At 35.0% G+C, this 13,601-nt stretch carries 16 protein-coding genes; 7 read left to right on the plus strand and 9 right to left on the minus strand.

From position 1 onward, the window contains the following. Positions 1-181: 181 nt before the first annotated feature. The 3 genes from NMY3_RS06295 to NMY3_RS06305 all read right to left on the minus strand — a co-directional run bounded on the left by NMY3_RS06295 (position 182) and on the right by NMY3_RS06305 (position 2,777). Positions 182-1,303 carry an OBG GTPase family GTP-binding protein gene (locus tag NMY3_RS06295; protein ID WP_196818064.1) on the minus strand — a complete coding sequence of 374 codons (1,122 nt, stop codon included), beginning with the start codon at positions 1,301-1,303 and terminating at the stop codon, positions 182-184. A 75-nt stretch (positions 1,304-1,378) separates the two neighbouring features. Further along, positions 1,379-1,933 carry a hypothetical protein gene (locus tag NMY3_RS06300; RefSeq protein WP_196818065.1) on the minus strand — a complete coding sequence of 185 codons (555 nt, stop codon included), beginning with the start codon at positions 1,931-1,933 and terminating at the stop codon, positions 1,379-1,381. 70 nt (positions 1,934-2,003) lie between these two features. Next, complete coding sequence (locus tag NMY3_RS06305) at positions 2,004-2,777, minus strand: coenzyme F420-0:L-glutamate ligase (RefSeq protein WP_196818066.1); 774 nt, start codon at positions 2,775-2,777, stop codon at positions 2,004-2,006. Positions 2,778-2,901: 124 nt separating this feature from the next. Here NMY3_RS06305 and NMY3_RS06310 point away from each other — a divergent pair, with 124 nt between their 5' ends. Both NMY3_RS06310 and leuD read left to right on the plus strand, forming a co-directional pair. Further along, positions 2,902-4,173 (plus strand): 3-isopropylmalate dehydratase large subunit, encoded by a 1,272-nt coding sequence (locus NMY3_RS06310; RefSeq protein WP_196818067.1) that lies wholly within the window; start codon positions 2,902-2,904, stop codon positions 4,171-4,173. Further along, on the plus strand, positions 4,173-4,664 hold the full coding sequence (leuD, locus tag NMY3_RS06315) for a 3-isopropylmalate dehydratase small subunit (RefSeq protein WP_231100364.1): 492 nt from the start codon (positions 4,173-4,175) through the stop codon (positions 4,662-4,664). The genes NMY3_RS06310 and leuD overlap by 1 nt, the downstream gene beginning before the upstream one ends. A 62-nt stretch (positions 4,665-4,726) precedes the next feature. On the opposite strand, the gene NMY3_RS06320 is transcribed toward leuD, so the two are convergent. The 3 genes from NMY3_RS06320 to NMY3_RS06330 form a co-directional block, all read right to left on the minus strand. Next, positions 4,727-5,149 carry a hypothetical protein gene (locus NMY3_RS06320; RefSeq protein WP_196818069.1) on the minus strand — a complete coding sequence of 141 codons (423 nt, stop codon included), beginning with the start codon at positions 5,147-5,149 and terminating at the stop codon, positions 4,727-4,729. Between the two features lie 198 nt (positions 5,150-5,347). Next, positions 5,348-5,962: a hypothetical protein gene (locus NMY3_RS06325; RefSeq protein ID WP_196818070.1), complete on the minus strand. Its 615-nt coding sequence runs from the start codon at positions 5,960-5,962 to the stop codon at positions 5,348-5,350. Between the two features lie 51 nt (positions 5,963-6,013). Then, positions 6,014-6,286, minus strand: a complete 273-nt coding sequence (locus tag NMY3_RS06330; RefSeq protein ID WP_196818071.1) for a hypothetical protein — start codon at positions 6,284-6,286, stop codon at positions 6,014-6,016. A 63-nt stretch (positions 6,287-6,349) separates the two neighbouring features. On the opposite strand from NMY3_RS06330, the gene NMY3_RS06335 reads away from it, so the two are divergent. The 5 genes from NMY3_RS06335 (at position 6,350) to NMY3_RS06355 (ending at position 10,398) form a co-directional block, all read left to right on the plus strand. Next, positions 6,350-7,693, plus strand: coding sequence for a YcaO-like family protein (locus NMY3_RS06335; protein WP_196818072.1), 1,344 nt, complete (start codon positions 6,350-6,352; stop codon positions 7,691-7,693). After that, on the plus strand, positions 7,672-8,331 hold the full coding sequence (locus NMY3_RS06340; RefSeq protein WP_196818073.1) for a TfuA-like protein: 660 nt from the start codon (positions 7,672-7,674) through the stop codon (positions 8,329-8,331). The genes NMY3_RS06335 and NMY3_RS06340 overlap by 22 nt, the downstream gene beginning before the upstream one ends. Positions 8,332-8,506: 175 nt before the next feature. Then, positions 8,507-8,962, plus strand: a complete 456-nt coding sequence (locus NMY3_RS06345) for a hypothetical protein (RefSeq protein WP_196818074.1) — start codon at positions 8,507-8,509, stop codon at positions 8,960-8,962. Between the two features lie 356 nt (positions 8,963-9,318). Next, positions 9,319-9,870, plus strand: a complete 552-nt coding sequence (locus tag NMY3_RS06350; protein WP_231100408.1) for a metallophosphoesterase — start codon at positions 9,319-9,321, stop codon at positions 9,868-9,870. Positions 9,871-10,074: 204 nt separating this feature from the next. After that, entirely contained in the window at positions 10,075-10,398 is a 324-nt protein-coding gene (locus tag NMY3_RS06355) for a hypothetical protein (RefSeq protein WP_196818076.1), read from the plus strand. 91 nt (positions 10,399-10,489) lie between these two features. Here NMY3_RS06355 and NMY3_RS06360 read toward each other — a convergent pair whose 3' ends face one another. The 3 genes from NMY3_RS06360 to NMY3_RS06370 all read right to left on the minus strand — a co-directional run bounded on the left by NMY3_RS06360 (position 10,490) and on the right by NMY3_RS06370 (position 13,494). Continuing rightward, the gene (locus NMY3_RS06360; RefSeq protein ID WP_196818077.1) at positions 10,490-10,822 is read right to left on the minus strand and encodes a hypothetical protein; all 333 of its coding nucleotides are present in this window, start codon (positions 10,820-10,822) and stop codon (positions 10,490-10,492) included. A 49-nt stretch (positions 10,823-10,871) separates the two neighbouring features. Continuing rightward, positions 10,872-12,050, minus strand: a complete 1,179-nt coding sequence (locus NMY3_RS06365) for a PQQ-dependent sugar dehydrogenase (protein ID WP_196818078.1) — start codon at positions 12,048-12,050, stop codon at positions 10,872-10,874. Positions 12,051-12,222: 172 nt separating this feature from the next. Then, entirely contained in the window at positions 12,223-13,494 is a 1,272-nt protein-coding gene (locus NMY3_RS06370; RefSeq protein ID WP_196818079.1) for an ABC transporter permease, read from the minus strand. Positions 13,495-13,601 lie beyond the last annotated feature (107 nt).

Raw genomic sequence — 13,601 nt, forward strand, 5'->3', positions numbered from 1 at the left:
TAAACTAGTATTTGTCGTAACTTGAACGTATAAACGTCTCTAATGCACAGTACACTTTAGAATCGAAAAATCAAATAATCGGTAGATAATATACAGATGCGTAGGCGGCTATGAGGAATCAGAGTTATCACGTATTCAATATGAAGAAAAGGCATTTGACTGAGCCGCCAAACCATGGTATTTAAAGAGCGTTTATTTTCTTCACGATCGTAAGGACATCTTCATCAATAATTTTGTGTTCTAACCCAACCTTTTGACCTCCGAATTTTACGCTTTTGCCCCATACCTGAGCGAACTTAAAGTCTCTGACCATGTTTCTGTGAATCTTGTTACAAATATTCTGGACAGTACTATTCCTAGGCATGATTAAAGGCTCTTCCAAATCAGCATCTTGTCCCTTGGGTTTCATGTATATTCGAACAAAGTCTAATTTATTGTAGATTTCCCGTTTTAGAAGTTCTATGTTCTTGTTTGCGTCTGCCGATACGGCTGTATATGGAATTTTAAGTTTAGAAGTTGCCATCTTGAGATATTCTGTATCAACCAAATCGATTTTATTTATAACTACTAACGAGGGGACGTAAACCCGATTCCCTGATAAAGCGTCTATTAGTTGGTCAATCGTAAGCCCTCTTTCTCGTATGGTGATACGACCGTTGTGGATACCGTTTATTCGCATCACATTTCTGATAAAGTTTTCATCAGCTTGTATCGGAACCTGAATATTTACCGAAATCCCTCCTGTAACAGTCTTTTCCACAATAATATCGGGAGGCTTTTCATCAACCTTGACTCCTATTTCCGAAAGTTCCTTTTTTATTACCTCAAGATGTTTGATCTGGAATACATCCAGGATTATTAAAACTAAATCTGCATTTCTGGCAACAGATAGTACTCTTTTTCCCAAACCTTTGCCCGCAGCAGCACCTTCAATTATACCTGGTAAATCCAAAATCTGGATCCGTGCACCATTGTAGTCTAACATACCTGGCACAGCGGTTAATGTAGTAAATGAGTACGCTGCTGTTTTAGATTTTGCGTTTGTTAATGCATTTAATAAAGTAGATTTACCTACACTGGGAAATCCTATCAAAACGACAGTACCATCGCCGGCTTTTCTAACGTCAAAGCCCGCACTGCCCCCTCCTGTAGCAACGGTTTTTCCATGGGTATTTTCTTCTTGTTCTTTCTTTAACTTTGCTATCTTGGCCTTTAGAATTCCTATATGGAATTCTGTTGCTTTGTTTATCTGAGTCTTGTGGATCTCATCCTGAATGGCCTGGATTTTCTCTGGTATTCCCATTGGTTTTAATATTAGTTTATAAAAATAACAATAAAAATTTTGTTAATATCGTCTCAATTATATCCATCCACTGTGTTATTTCAATACCATGAAAAATTTCAGACCGTACACAATCAAAACAGATGTGATAAACCCTAGCATCCCCAACCATGGTAATGCGGGAATCTTGGGAGTTTTTATTTTTATTTGATGATCTTCAACGATATTCGTGATATAATCCTTGACAATCGAGTGCCATAATTGATATTCAATACGGTGTTTTTTTAAGATGGTCTCAATTTCATATACTACAGGAACTCTCACTGATTTTATATGTTGTAAATAGTTTCTAGAGATTTCGACCTCCGCATGGATTCCAATCATTCCTTGATTAAAATCTAGGAGTCTTACATGCATTTCCCATGGTTTCTTTAGTTTTTTTGAAAACCCACTACCTATCTGAGTAGGTTTTTTATGTTCAAATTTTACCATCTTAAACCCTTCAGAAACTAGTGTATTGACAATTTCATCTTTTCTTATTTTAACCATCAAAAATAAATGATCTAGCTCGACCTCTTCTCTTTTAATAAGATTCTGAATCCCTTGTAGAAGATTCATTCTTCTAGGATATAATGTAGAAAATTCAGACATTAACAGTTTTCTCCAATTACAATTGTTATAATATTGTTTGACTATTTATAATTTAAAAAAATAAAACTTTTCAAACATATGATGGATCTATTCTCTTTGAGAGTCCTCGTACATAAATGTCAAATTTACTATCCATGTTCAAGGTATCACTAGAGATAGGCTTGTCAGTCATCTTGATATTTAATCCCCTTATTATTATGACTGGAGTCGATGCGTCCGATTCTCCCATTATCATGGTCCCAATGGAAGCCAGACAATCTGCAAGATTTTGAGATGTATATTTTAGAACATTTCCAAAAAGATCTAAAGTCCCTTTTAGATCAATTACGGGTTCAAAACCACAGCAAGCTAGTGCGATGCCTACTGTACCTTTCCTCATGGGTAAGATTCTACTATCTGACAATACAATTCCAACCCTTTTCCAGGAATCTATAAAAAATTTTTGTTTGAGGATCTCTATGGAGTGGTACGGGTATTTTGGATACAAAACAACACTACCATGGGGGACGTTTGACTTGTCAATGCCTGCATTGGGGGCCAAAACTTTATGGCTAGAAGTTAGGATAAAGCCGTATAATCCTCCAAAAATTTCATCAGACTCCCTGAGAACTAGTTCCATTATTTTTGGATCAATGTGATAAAGTTTAGATGATTGAATAGCCTGACTACTTGGTTTTATCCCAGCTAGCTTCTTGATCCTACCTTCACTTATCGAAAGATATTTGCTTGAAATAACAAGCACATCGTTATCATTGATGATTATTTTTTCCGTATTCTTGTTGATTTTATCATATATATCAAATTCTGAGGATTCTCTATCTAGGTGGATGGGAATAACTTCCAAACTATGGTATTTCTCAAAGCGACATACATAAGTAATCTTTTTATTATTATCTTCAAACTTTGTTTAAACTAAATTCAAAAAGTATTAATCTTTAGCAGTCATATCTAGTCGTATTACTATGGGAATGACATTAACCGAAAAAATCCTAGCTCATTCCTCAGATTCTAAAACGGTTACCCCTGGAGACATTATCTTTTCCAACGTTGATAAAGCCATGATTCATGATGTTTCAGGTCCTGGAGTTATCAAGGTGTTTAAGGAATTGGAAAAAAAGGGCTATAAACTGGAAAAATTGTGGGACCCTGATAGAGTATGGATTTCTGAAGATCACTTCGTTCCAGCCTCCGATAGGATTTCTGCTGATAATGTGATACAATTAACAAAATGGGCTCAAAAATATGGCATTAAGAAACACTTCAAGTATGGAATGGGACAATATGGCATTTGTCATACGATTTCTCATGAAGAAGGGCTAGTGTTACCTGGAGAGGTTTATGTTGGTGGAGATTCACATACTAATACTACCGGTGCGATTGGTGCTTTTAGTGCGGGGCTTGGTCATACAGATATTGCGTATGTTTTAAAACATGGTAAAATATGGTTCAAGGTACCGGAGACTATGCTGTTTAAGGTAACAGGAAAAAAACCAGATTATGTTATGGCTAAAGATATTATCTTGAATATTATTTCTGATATAGGGACTGATGGAGCAAATTACAAAGCGATGCAATTTAGTGGCAATGTTATAGATGATATGGAAATGGAGGAAAGATTTACTTTAACTAATATGACTACCGAGGCAGGTGCAAAAAACGGAATAATTGAACCAGATAGCACTACTGTGGATTATTTGAGGACAAGACTTGGGGCATTAAAATTTAACCTAGTTAAAGGAGATCCAGATGCCGAATTTGGTGAAGTATTTGAATATGATTGCGAAGAAATGGAACCTTCTGTGGCAAAACCATATTCGCCGGAGAATGTTGTCCCCGTAAGAGATGTTCAGGGTACAGAAATAGATAAAGCATACATCGGATCTTGTACTGGTGCAAAGCTTTCTGACCTCAGATCTGCAGCCAAGATCTTGGAAGGAAAGAAAGTCAAAGTACGAACTGAGGTACTGCCTGCCGCTCAATCAATCTATATGAAGGCTATTAAAGAGGGATTGGTTACCATTTTTATGGAGTCTGGAGCAGTTATTGGCCCACCTACCTGTGGTGCTTGTTGTGGTGCTCATATGGGTGTTTTAGGTAAAGATGAAATTTGTGCAAGCACGACTAATAGAAATTTTCCAGGTAGAATGGGAAATGTAACATCCCAAACGTATCTAGCCTCCCCGATGGTTGTAGCTGCGTCAGCGATTACAGGAAAATTAACGGATCCGAGGGATTTATGATGGTCTTAAAAGGTACTGTACATAAATACAATAAACCGAATATAGACACGGATGTTATCATTCCAGGTCCATATCTAAAAATTCATGATCATGATGAACTTGCAAAACATGCAATGGAAGGATTGGATACTAATTTTATCAACAAAGTTTCAAAAGGTGATTTTCTCTTAGTGGGTCATAATTTTGGATGTGGATCAAGTCGAGAGCATGCTCCAATTGCTCTATCAAAAACAGGTATTAAGGCTATTTTGTCTCCGTCTTTTGCAAGAATATTTTACAGAAATTCTATAGATGGTGGTTATTTACTTCCAATTGAAATTGAAGAAAATATTTTAGAAAAAATAGATGATAAGGATGAAATAGAAATTAATTTAAACACAAACATCATTCTAAACGTTACTAAAAAAGAATCATATCCAATCAAACCCTTTAGTAAGATAATTTCTGATATAATAGAAGCCGGGGGACTTTTTAACTATAAAATCACTTGAAAAATACTGATGCATTCAATTAAAAGATGAATGCTTTTTATTTTTTATAAAATTCAAAGATGTTAGTCTGTATGTATTTTACTAAGGTAGGAATTCGATGATTGCAAAATGATTGCAGGATTTAAGTACTCAAAATCTAATTTATTTTGAGAATGATAAAACATAATCTGTTCCTTTCTTTCTGTGTCTATGACATCAAAATTAGAGTAGTATACTACGAGCTCAAATAAATCCAGCTCTTTGAGTCGTTTTACATGGACCAGCTGTATATTTCCGTGTCTAGCACATATCGAATGAGCCAAAGCACACGCAAATTCAAAGTTCTTTCCCTTGAAATTTTCGATCACAAGATTAGAGGATATCGCCTCAAGCATTTCGATTTTATTTGATTGATGGCTGATATTGTAATTATTTTGAATGGTTTCTCCTACCATCTTGTTCTCAAATAATACTTTTATTTCACATTTATTAAAAAACGATTCCATCAGATATTGCCGACTCCGCTCATCAAAAAATGATGAAAACTCTAACTCATTTATTTTGTGGGATTATTTGCTGGTTTCTCAAATAGATTGTTGACATTAATTTGAATTAGCTGTAATGAGTGACAAAAATATTTTATTTTTAATCTCGCCAAAAAAACTGGTACTATCTAGTCAGGGTGAAATCTCAATTTTTATTTGTCACGAGTAGGTTCCAGTTAATTCTCTATATACCTCAAGTGCGCTTTCTATGTTATTGTTCATGATCGAATGAAATACTTTTCCACTAAAAGAATAACTGACCAAAAAAGGTTCATTTGTTATAATACGCAATCCATTCCCAGAGAACTGGACACTACCGGTGTTTTTGGGTTCGTCAAGCAGATTAGTTGGAATTACCGCAGTATCGTTAACAGGGAATGTATATAGTGTTCCAAATTGGATGGGTAGTTTCAAGCTATTGTTTATAGTCAATATATTCAACGATTGTATTTGTACGGGTTTGCTCGAAGTAAAAGTCAATACTCCTGAATAAGTAGTACTTTCATTCTTAACTGGGAAAATAAAAAATGATTGTTCAAGCCCTGAATTGTGAAAGACATCGGGGTTTGAGGATACTGTTCCAGTAAAAGATACGTCCTGAGACCCTTGACTGGTATTATTTTTGCTAACTGTGGCTAAAACAGAAAGTGAAAAATCTGGTGCTATATAAATAAGAGAAATTACTAATAGTACAATAAGAGCGAACCTTGGCATCATCAAAAAAAATGAACTGCAATGAGACTTTTTGTTGTTATGGATTGATGCTTTGATCATTGGACTAATTAAATATTAAATTCTATGATTGATAATTAAAACTAATAGAATCTATTGAGTTAGATCAACAATGGTCCGCTGAATTACTTGCTTGGCTTCATTTGAAATACCATAACAATCAAGTATTTTTTTGGGACTCTTGATCAATCGTCGCCTGAATTCGGGCTCACTGGCTGCCTTAAGTAAAATCTCGCTTATAACTTCAGCTTCAATATTGATAGAACTCAAGTAGTTCCTCAAGAGGACCTGTAATATATATACTTTTTTAATTTCCTTCTGCTTTTTATGAACATTTAATTTATCTACTGCCGATTGATTAAGCATTTTTATCAAGTCAATCCAATAATTAAAATAATATTTGGTAGAAATGATGAATGTAAATTCTTATTGAAAACTACATCTCAATTATCATTGAAATCTCAAAAAAAATGGAATGCGATGGGTACCTCTAGAATCCAGCCGGTAGAGCAAACTTTAGAAAAAGTAAATTCCTTGGTTCATGAAATTGGGATTACAAGAATTGCAGATATTACAAATATGGATAGGCTTAAAATACCTAATTTTTCAGCCGTATTACCGGGAACTGAAGATTACATTTGGGTATATAGTGGGAAGGGACCAACGAAAAACCACGCAAAGGCTAGTGTTATTATGGAAAGCATTGAAAGGTATTCATCATTACCTGCAAATTTCGAAGGAAAAATTCAAAGGGGCACTTTTAAAGAATTATCTCAAAGTTACGATGTTCTAAAATATGATGAAGTAGTAGAACCAGTTTCATTCCACTTAAATGAAGAAATGATAATGGACTACTGTATCGGTTATGATTTATTAAGTAACACTCAAGTATTGGTGCCTGCGCCATTAACAATTTTCAGATATACTCCGTCACCGCCATCAATAAATCCATACTCCTATTTCCATACAAATGGATTGGCTTCTGGGAATGTCATCGAAGAGGCAATTTGCCATGCCCTATGCGAAGTTGTAGAAAGAGATGCAGTGAGTTTGGCAGAGTTCACTTCTAGTGCATTTCAGTATCATGTATTAAAAACTGTTGAAAATTCGCTTGTAAAAGGGGGCTTCCAACTAGAACCATTTGATTCAAAGAACTTTGTCGATGATGATTCTATTTATCCAGAAATTGATCTGAAAAGTATCGAACACCTACCTATTAAGAGAGTCATCAATAGGTTTAGACATTCTCAAATACCTTTGACAGTAAAGGATATTACTTCCGACCTTGGAATCCCAACTTTCATAGCAAGTAGTGCCGAGTGGATTAATCATGAGTATGGATATTTGGTAGAAGGACATGGAACTCATCCAGATGCACGCATTGCAATGATGAGGGCTGTAACAGAAGTATCTCAATCAAGAGCAGCTAATATTCAAGGTTCGAGGGATGATCTACGAAAGATGAAATATGATCCTGAAAATAGTGATGAAAACAGATCATGGCAATTCATAAAGTCAAAAGAAAAGAAATCGTTTTCAGATATTCACACATTTATCTATGATGATATATTAGATGACATTAAACTTATACTGAGTAGTTTGAAAGCAAGAGGTCTAAAGAGAGCAATAGTGGTAAACTTGACTAATTCGAAATTAAATATACCAGTTATTAGGGTCATTGTCCCTGGATTGGAAACATTCAAAATAAATAAAGCAGTTATCGGTCAAAGAGCCAAAGAAAGTGTTAAAAAATGGTTAGATCCAAACCTGTAATATTTTTAGGACCGTCCCTATCAAGGGAAAAAGCAAGAAAAATTCTAGACGCAGATTACAGACTACCGGCAAAAAAAGGGGACCTACTTCAGTTGATACTAAAAGAGGTTAATATTGTTGGATTAGTTGATGGATATTTTCTTCAGGATTACCCGCCCACGCCAATTGAAGTATATAACCTGGTCAGAAAAAGGAATGTGAAGGTTTTTGGATCATCGAGTTTGGGTGCACTTCGGGCAGTCGAACTTGGTAAATACGGAATGATAGGAATAGGAAAAATTTTTAGACTTTTTAGGGATGGAATATTGGAGTCTGATGATGAAGTAGCTGTGACGTTTACGGATTATACCAATTACAAATCAGAAGCACTAATTGATATTAGATACAATTTATTTTTGGCCCAAAAATACAATATCATAGACAATAGCACTGGAAGGTCGATCCTTAAAGTATCAAAACAGACATATTTTCCTTATAGGACCTACGGAGACATTTTGGACAAATGTAAATCAAAATATCCTGAAATCAATTCTAAGATTGAAAGTTTTAGAGATTATATCCTGAATAATAGAAAGAGTTTGAAGGAGAGAGATGCTGTGCGATTATTAAAGCACATCAAAAGCATCTGTGAACCCTGACATCTATAGAGTTAATTTTATATTCACTACAATTTATCTAAAAGTATTACTCATGAATGATATGTTGACCAATTTTTTTCATAGTATTGATTCGCGTATTATTTACATCGTATTTTTCTATTTTTCAGCATTTATGATGCTGTATATAACAATGTTTGGAATGTATTGGAGTTGGGTGGAATATGATAAAACCGGTGCATTAAATATAGGCGAGACAATAGTGAAGAACGATTTAATCTTTGATGGATCTGGTAAATTGGTTACTTATCTCGCAATTTTCTCTGTCATAACATGGTTTTGTGTTACCAAAATCGGTTATAGCAGAGTACAGAATACGCCTAAAATAGTTCGATCTGTATTGTCTGTATTATCAATTATCTTGATAGTCGTTGCAGCTTACGAATTTACTTACAATTTTACGGTGTGGGGAGCTCTGATTACTGTACATACAATCAATAACTCTTTGAATTTTGATGAAATTAATTTAAGTTATCCTAACCCCGAAACACCCTGGAACCTAGTTTTTGCAACTAAAATGACTCTTGCGGCTCTTATAATATCTTGCCATGCTTTTTATATTATTCAAAGATCGGACAAGAAATCATCAATATTTGTTAAAGAACAGTCATAAAGTACGTCTTCTTTCCACCTACACGCCCACCCACTCTCCCACACTAAATCTCCCTTCCATCCACCTCCTTTACTCGTTCCCCAAAGCTCTTCCGTTGGTCACATGTAACATAAAAACACAATTTTATAGAAATAAAAAAATCAAAATTATGAAATTGAGAAATCAAAATTATGAAAATACTATCTGCAGAATATTAAAACTGCCTGTCTGCCTGCTTACCTGTTTGGCCCGTACTAATTTCAATATCCAGATACTTGGTATTGTTAGGTTCTGAGTTGTTTCATGAATGTAGTATGATGACCAGATGTCACAAGAAAATCACAAGATTTTTTATGATGATCAAAAAACTATTGATAGTGAAAATTGGCGTAATCTCAGATACCCACGATGATATTGAAAATACTGAAAAAGCAATAAATATTTTTAACCTGATGAAAGTAGATCATGTTTTTCACGCAGGCGATTACGTTTATCCCGGGATAATCAGTCTATTCAAGAAATTAGACAAAGAAACACAATTTTATGGGGTTCGTGGCAACAACGATGGGGAATTATTGGGTATCACAAGACAATTCGCCGAAATTGAAAATGCTCTATTTCTAAACGAATTTGGAAAACTCTTAATTTCATCAAAAAAAATAGGCATATATCATGGAACAAACTCTGAGTTGTCAGAATCCTTGGTGGAGAGTCAATTATTCGATATTTTAATACTCGGTCACACCCATGTCAAGAGAATTGAAAAAATGGGAAAAACACTTGTTTTAAACCCCGGAGCTTTGAATAGGAATTTCTTTTCTAAAAAAACTGCAGACGATCCTTGTGTAATCATCTATGATGAAAAACGCAAAATGGCCGAATTTATAAACATCAATAGTACAAACACTGAGTATGACTATGCAAAATGATTTGAATATTACAATTTGATCCGTATATAAAAGATCAAACGATTCTCTAGAGTCGATTCGTAGTACAAAAGCAACAACAACAACAACTAAATGAAAAGAATTTGTTGATACTTGTTATTTCTACAACTTGATCACTCAAGGTAAATAATATATAAAATCATTGATATGTACTATGTTATCACATGGACCGAGGGAAAAAGTGGAATGACCGAAACAAGCTCAGATAAAAGCAGTAGCATTGAAAATACTGCAAAAGTAAATAATGATCAAACTACTCAAATTGGAAATCAAAACAGTAATGATATAAAAGCAAATGAGGAAATTTTGGATGAGACACTTGCTGCTAAAGGTACAGCGATTCTTAATGAGGGAAATATCGCCAATGTTGATCCAAAGACAGGGTTAACTTCAAACTATTTTTGCTTCGATTGCGGAGCGGTGTTGACTACAATGGAAGACAAAAAACAACATGACTTGATCGAAATTGAAAGAAAGAATAGAAATGATTTAGAGAATGGTGGTGATTAACTAAGGAAACAAGGTATGAAGTTTACTTTATTATTTTTGTTCATAGATATATTTAGGACCTAGGCCTAACTTTTTTGATTGTTATGAAAAATTAAGTATCATTTTGTTCATATCTTTGAATATCTATAACTACTTTATCCCCAACTTTGATCTTTAGGTCGTCATATTCTTTCATGGTTACTTTGAAGGTAGGGGCATCACCTACTGCGCCTCCACCAAACATATTAGAGATATTTGACATGGCTTTAGGCAGATTCTTCATAAGGTCTTCTGGAGAATTAAAAGCCATTACGTTGGAACCAAAAGGATTCATTTGCTTATCACCAGCTTTTAAATATTCATTTGGATCCTTGAATGATACGTATATATAAGGAGAACCATCCGTGGATGCTTCAATTTTAGCAACTATGAATTCTTTTTTCATTTATACTAATTAGTGTTGATCGATATAATAAATATTTAATTCAAAAAATTTAAGAGATTTTATATATACTTCCACTTTCTAATGAAACGACATAAATATCTCCATCCGGACCTGTTTGTATATCAGTAATGCTGCCAAACCCGGTTCCTAAAATATAATTATTAAGTTCTTCCTCTGAATCAATAACCGCGTCTTGAATTTCCAATCCGTTTCTTTGGTCATTTAATTTAAAAAAATACAGGTTACCGTTATTATTATCTCCCACCAAAATATTGTTTGTGTAGTCGGGTCCTAGGCTGGTACTATTGATGAATTCTATGTCTGTGACTGCGGTGGGCTCAAGCCAACTAATCTCTGGATCTGAATAATTAGAATTGGGTGAAAGGAACACCAGAGCTTTTATTTCGTCAGCTGATGAAGCTGGACCCATTATTGATCTCCAACCGCTATTAAATCCAGGCTCAACTAGATTTATCTCATCAGAAAAGGAGGGACCATTCTCTGTATCCCAAATATTGCCAGTAATTGGATCTACAGTAAGACCAAATGAATTTCTAATACCATATGCAAATGTTTTATCAATATTTGGAACATCGCTTTCTACAAAGGGATTATCGCCAGGTGCAGAACCCGAATGTGGATCAATTCTATAAATAGAACCAGTAAAGTCAGGGTCTCCTCCATTCTCAAAATTCTGTAATTTAGTTCTGTGGTTCAAATCCCCTATTATAACGTAAAGATTGTTGTCTTTGCCTAGAGTTATCTTTCCACCATTGTGATTTGGCCCAGGTATGGCAGGTAAATCTAAGATCAACTTTTGATTAATAAGGTCGTTACCATCCCATTCAAAACTGTATATTCTATTACGCAAGTTCTCATTGGGGTTTGTCACAGTTTGATCGGCGTCATTTTCGGTAACATAAAAGAAAACTAGTGTAGTGTTATTTTCTTTCATTACTTGCACTCCTAATAAACCGCGTTCACTTTCAAAATTGACGTCAAATTGCTTTAACGGTGTATCCTGTAGTATGCCACCTGAAATTAATTTTACGTTACCTTTTTTTTCAATCACTATGATATTCTTTCCAGAATCATCAAGAAATGCCATCCCCGTAGGTGATGTAAAATCATTGTAAATTGGTTGCAAACTGAGGTTTGGATCTTTGAGGGTTTGAGCACTAGTCAACACAATATCAAGTGACTTGGACTGAGTAATCAATAAAATCAACAAGCAGGTCCATACGGTCAATAGGCCAGTAAAGCATAAAGACCTAAGTTTAAAAGCCATTGGGATAATATTTAGAACATTTGTTATAAATTAGTATTATTTTTGATTCAAAATCTTACAGAGCCTTGTTCGGAAATCTATATTTTGGTGATTTTGAACCAAATTATTTCATCTAGGTTTTTGGTCTTAACGCTTCTATGGGGCTTATCTTTGATGCCTTCCAAGCTGGCAATAGTCCTGCTATTACACTTAGGACAACCGAGATTATCCACACTGTAACCATATCGCTCATAAAAAATAGGGGGATGAGTGGGGGGTCGCCTTCATTTCTGGGGGTAGCTTGAGATAGTGCATAACCACCACCTATACCTCCAATTAAACCCAGAGTTGCACCCAGCATACCTATTATCAAAGCTTCAAAAACAAACATTGTTAAAATGTTAGAACTTTGTGCACCTATTGCTTTTAGTGTGCCTATTTCTCTAATCCTTTCAATCACGGAAGTATACAATGTGGTAATTATACCTACTGCACCAACAATTAATGAGATGATAGCAATGCTCAACAAGAAAGATGTAATCCCGCCTGTAAATTGCTCAATGGTCTTGAGTATGGCCTTTACTGTTGTTACTCCTATATCATTTCCATATAATTTCTTGATTTCGCTTTCAACAACATCAACTAATTCATTGGATGATGCAACTATAAATAAAGAGTCATATTTGCCTGATTTTTGAAAAAGGGAATCGCCAGCGTCCAAGTTAATGACTGCTGCGTTGTCTATTGTTGGATTGCCTGTCGATTCCATTATTGCAGTAACCAAAAAATTCTTCGATACCGTATCTTGTTTTCCTGTTGTGTCATCAATAAATGAATATTCTAGTTCTACTGTCTCACCCAATGTTACAAATGGGTTGTCTTCTCCAGGAGGTTTGGCAATATTTTCTGCTATTACAATTGCAGATGGATCATTTTGTTTTATTTGAGAGCCCTCCTGTAAACCAAGGGTCGGTGCAATCACAAATAATTTATTTGGATCTATGGATAGTGCTGCGTGTGATTTTTCTTCGCCCTTAGATTTGATCAATACCTGTGATTGATAAGATGGTATAACTTCTTCGACAAAGGGCAATGAATCAATTCTGTTTATGACTGCGGCATTTAAGGTGATCTTTGAACCAGCAGAGCCTCCTCCGCCTCCGCCTCCGCCTCCTCCCGAGCCGACGGTGCCTGAGCCTTGTTCTTGACCACTTGTAACAAATAAAATATTAGGAGCTAAATTGCTAAACTGTTTATTAAAGAATTCAGTGAACCCTGCCCCTACACCATTTACTGCTACTAGTAGACTAGTTCCAGCCATAACCATTAGAATGGTTAGAAGAGACCTGATTTTTCTCTCTCTCAATGCCTGAAATGATAAAACAAATATTTCCTTAATGTCCATGGATCCTATCCCTACTTCCTATCCTTTCATAATTAGATCCAAACCTTGGTTTTGGCGGTGATGTTGATGTTGATGTTGATGTTGATGTTGATGTTGATGTTGATGGT

Origin of the sequence: Candidatus Nitrosocosmicus oleophilus, assembly GCF_000802205.1 — an archaeon.
GTDB classification, from domain to species: Archaea; Thermoproteota; Nitrososphaeria; order Nitrososphaerales; family Nitrososphaeraceae; genus Nitrosocosmicus; species Nitrosocosmicus oleophilus.

What these genes read in the sequence shown, in the direction of transcription:
- NMY3_RS06295 (WP_196818064.1), bottom strand. Translation starts at nt 1,303, where the DNA reads ATGGGAATACCAGAGAAAATCCAGGCCATTCAGGATGAGATCCACAAG.
- NMY3_RS06300 (WP_196818065.1), bottom strand. Translation starts at nt 1,933, where the DNA reads ATGTCTGAATTTTCTACATTATATCCTAGAAGAATGAATCTTCTACAA.
- NMY3_RS06310 (WP_196818067.1), top strand. Translation starts at nt 2,902, where the DNA reads ATGACATTAACCGAAAAAATCCTAGCTCATTCCTCAGATTCTAAAACG.
- leuD (WP_231100364.1), top strand. Translation starts at nt 4,173, where the DNA reads ATGGTCTTAAAAGGTACTGTACATAAATACAATAAACCGAATATAGAC.
- NMY3_RS06320 (WP_196818069.1), bottom strand. Translation starts at nt 5,149, where the DNA reads ATGGAATCGTTTTTTAATAAATGTGAAATAAAAGTATTATTTGAGAAC.
- NMY3_RS06325 (WP_196818070.1), bottom strand. Translation starts at nt 5,962, where the DNA reads ATGATCAAAGCATCAATCCATAACAACAAAAAGTCTCATTGCAGTTCA.
- NMY3_RS06330 (WP_196818071.1), bottom strand. Translation starts at nt 6,286, where the DNA reads ATGCTTAATCAATCGGCAGTAGATAAATTAAATGTTCATAAAAAGCAG.
- NMY3_RS06340 (WP_196818073.1), top strand. Translation starts at nt 7,672, where the DNA reads ATGGTTAGATCCAAACCTGTAATATTTTTAGGACCGTCCCTATCAAGG.
- NMY3_RS06355 (WP_196818076.1), top strand. Translation starts at nt 10,075, where the DNA reads ATGACCGAAACAAGCTCAGATAAAAGCAGTAGCATTGAAAATACTGCA.
- NMY3_RS06360 (WP_196818077.1), bottom strand. Translation starts at nt 10,822, where the DNA reads ATGAAAAAAGAATTCATAGTTGCTAAAATTGAAGCATCCACGGATGGT.
- NMY3_RS06370 (WP_196818079.1), bottom strand. Translation starts at nt 13,494, where the DNA reads ATGGACATTAAGGAAATATTTGTTTTATCATTTCAGGCATTGAGAGAG.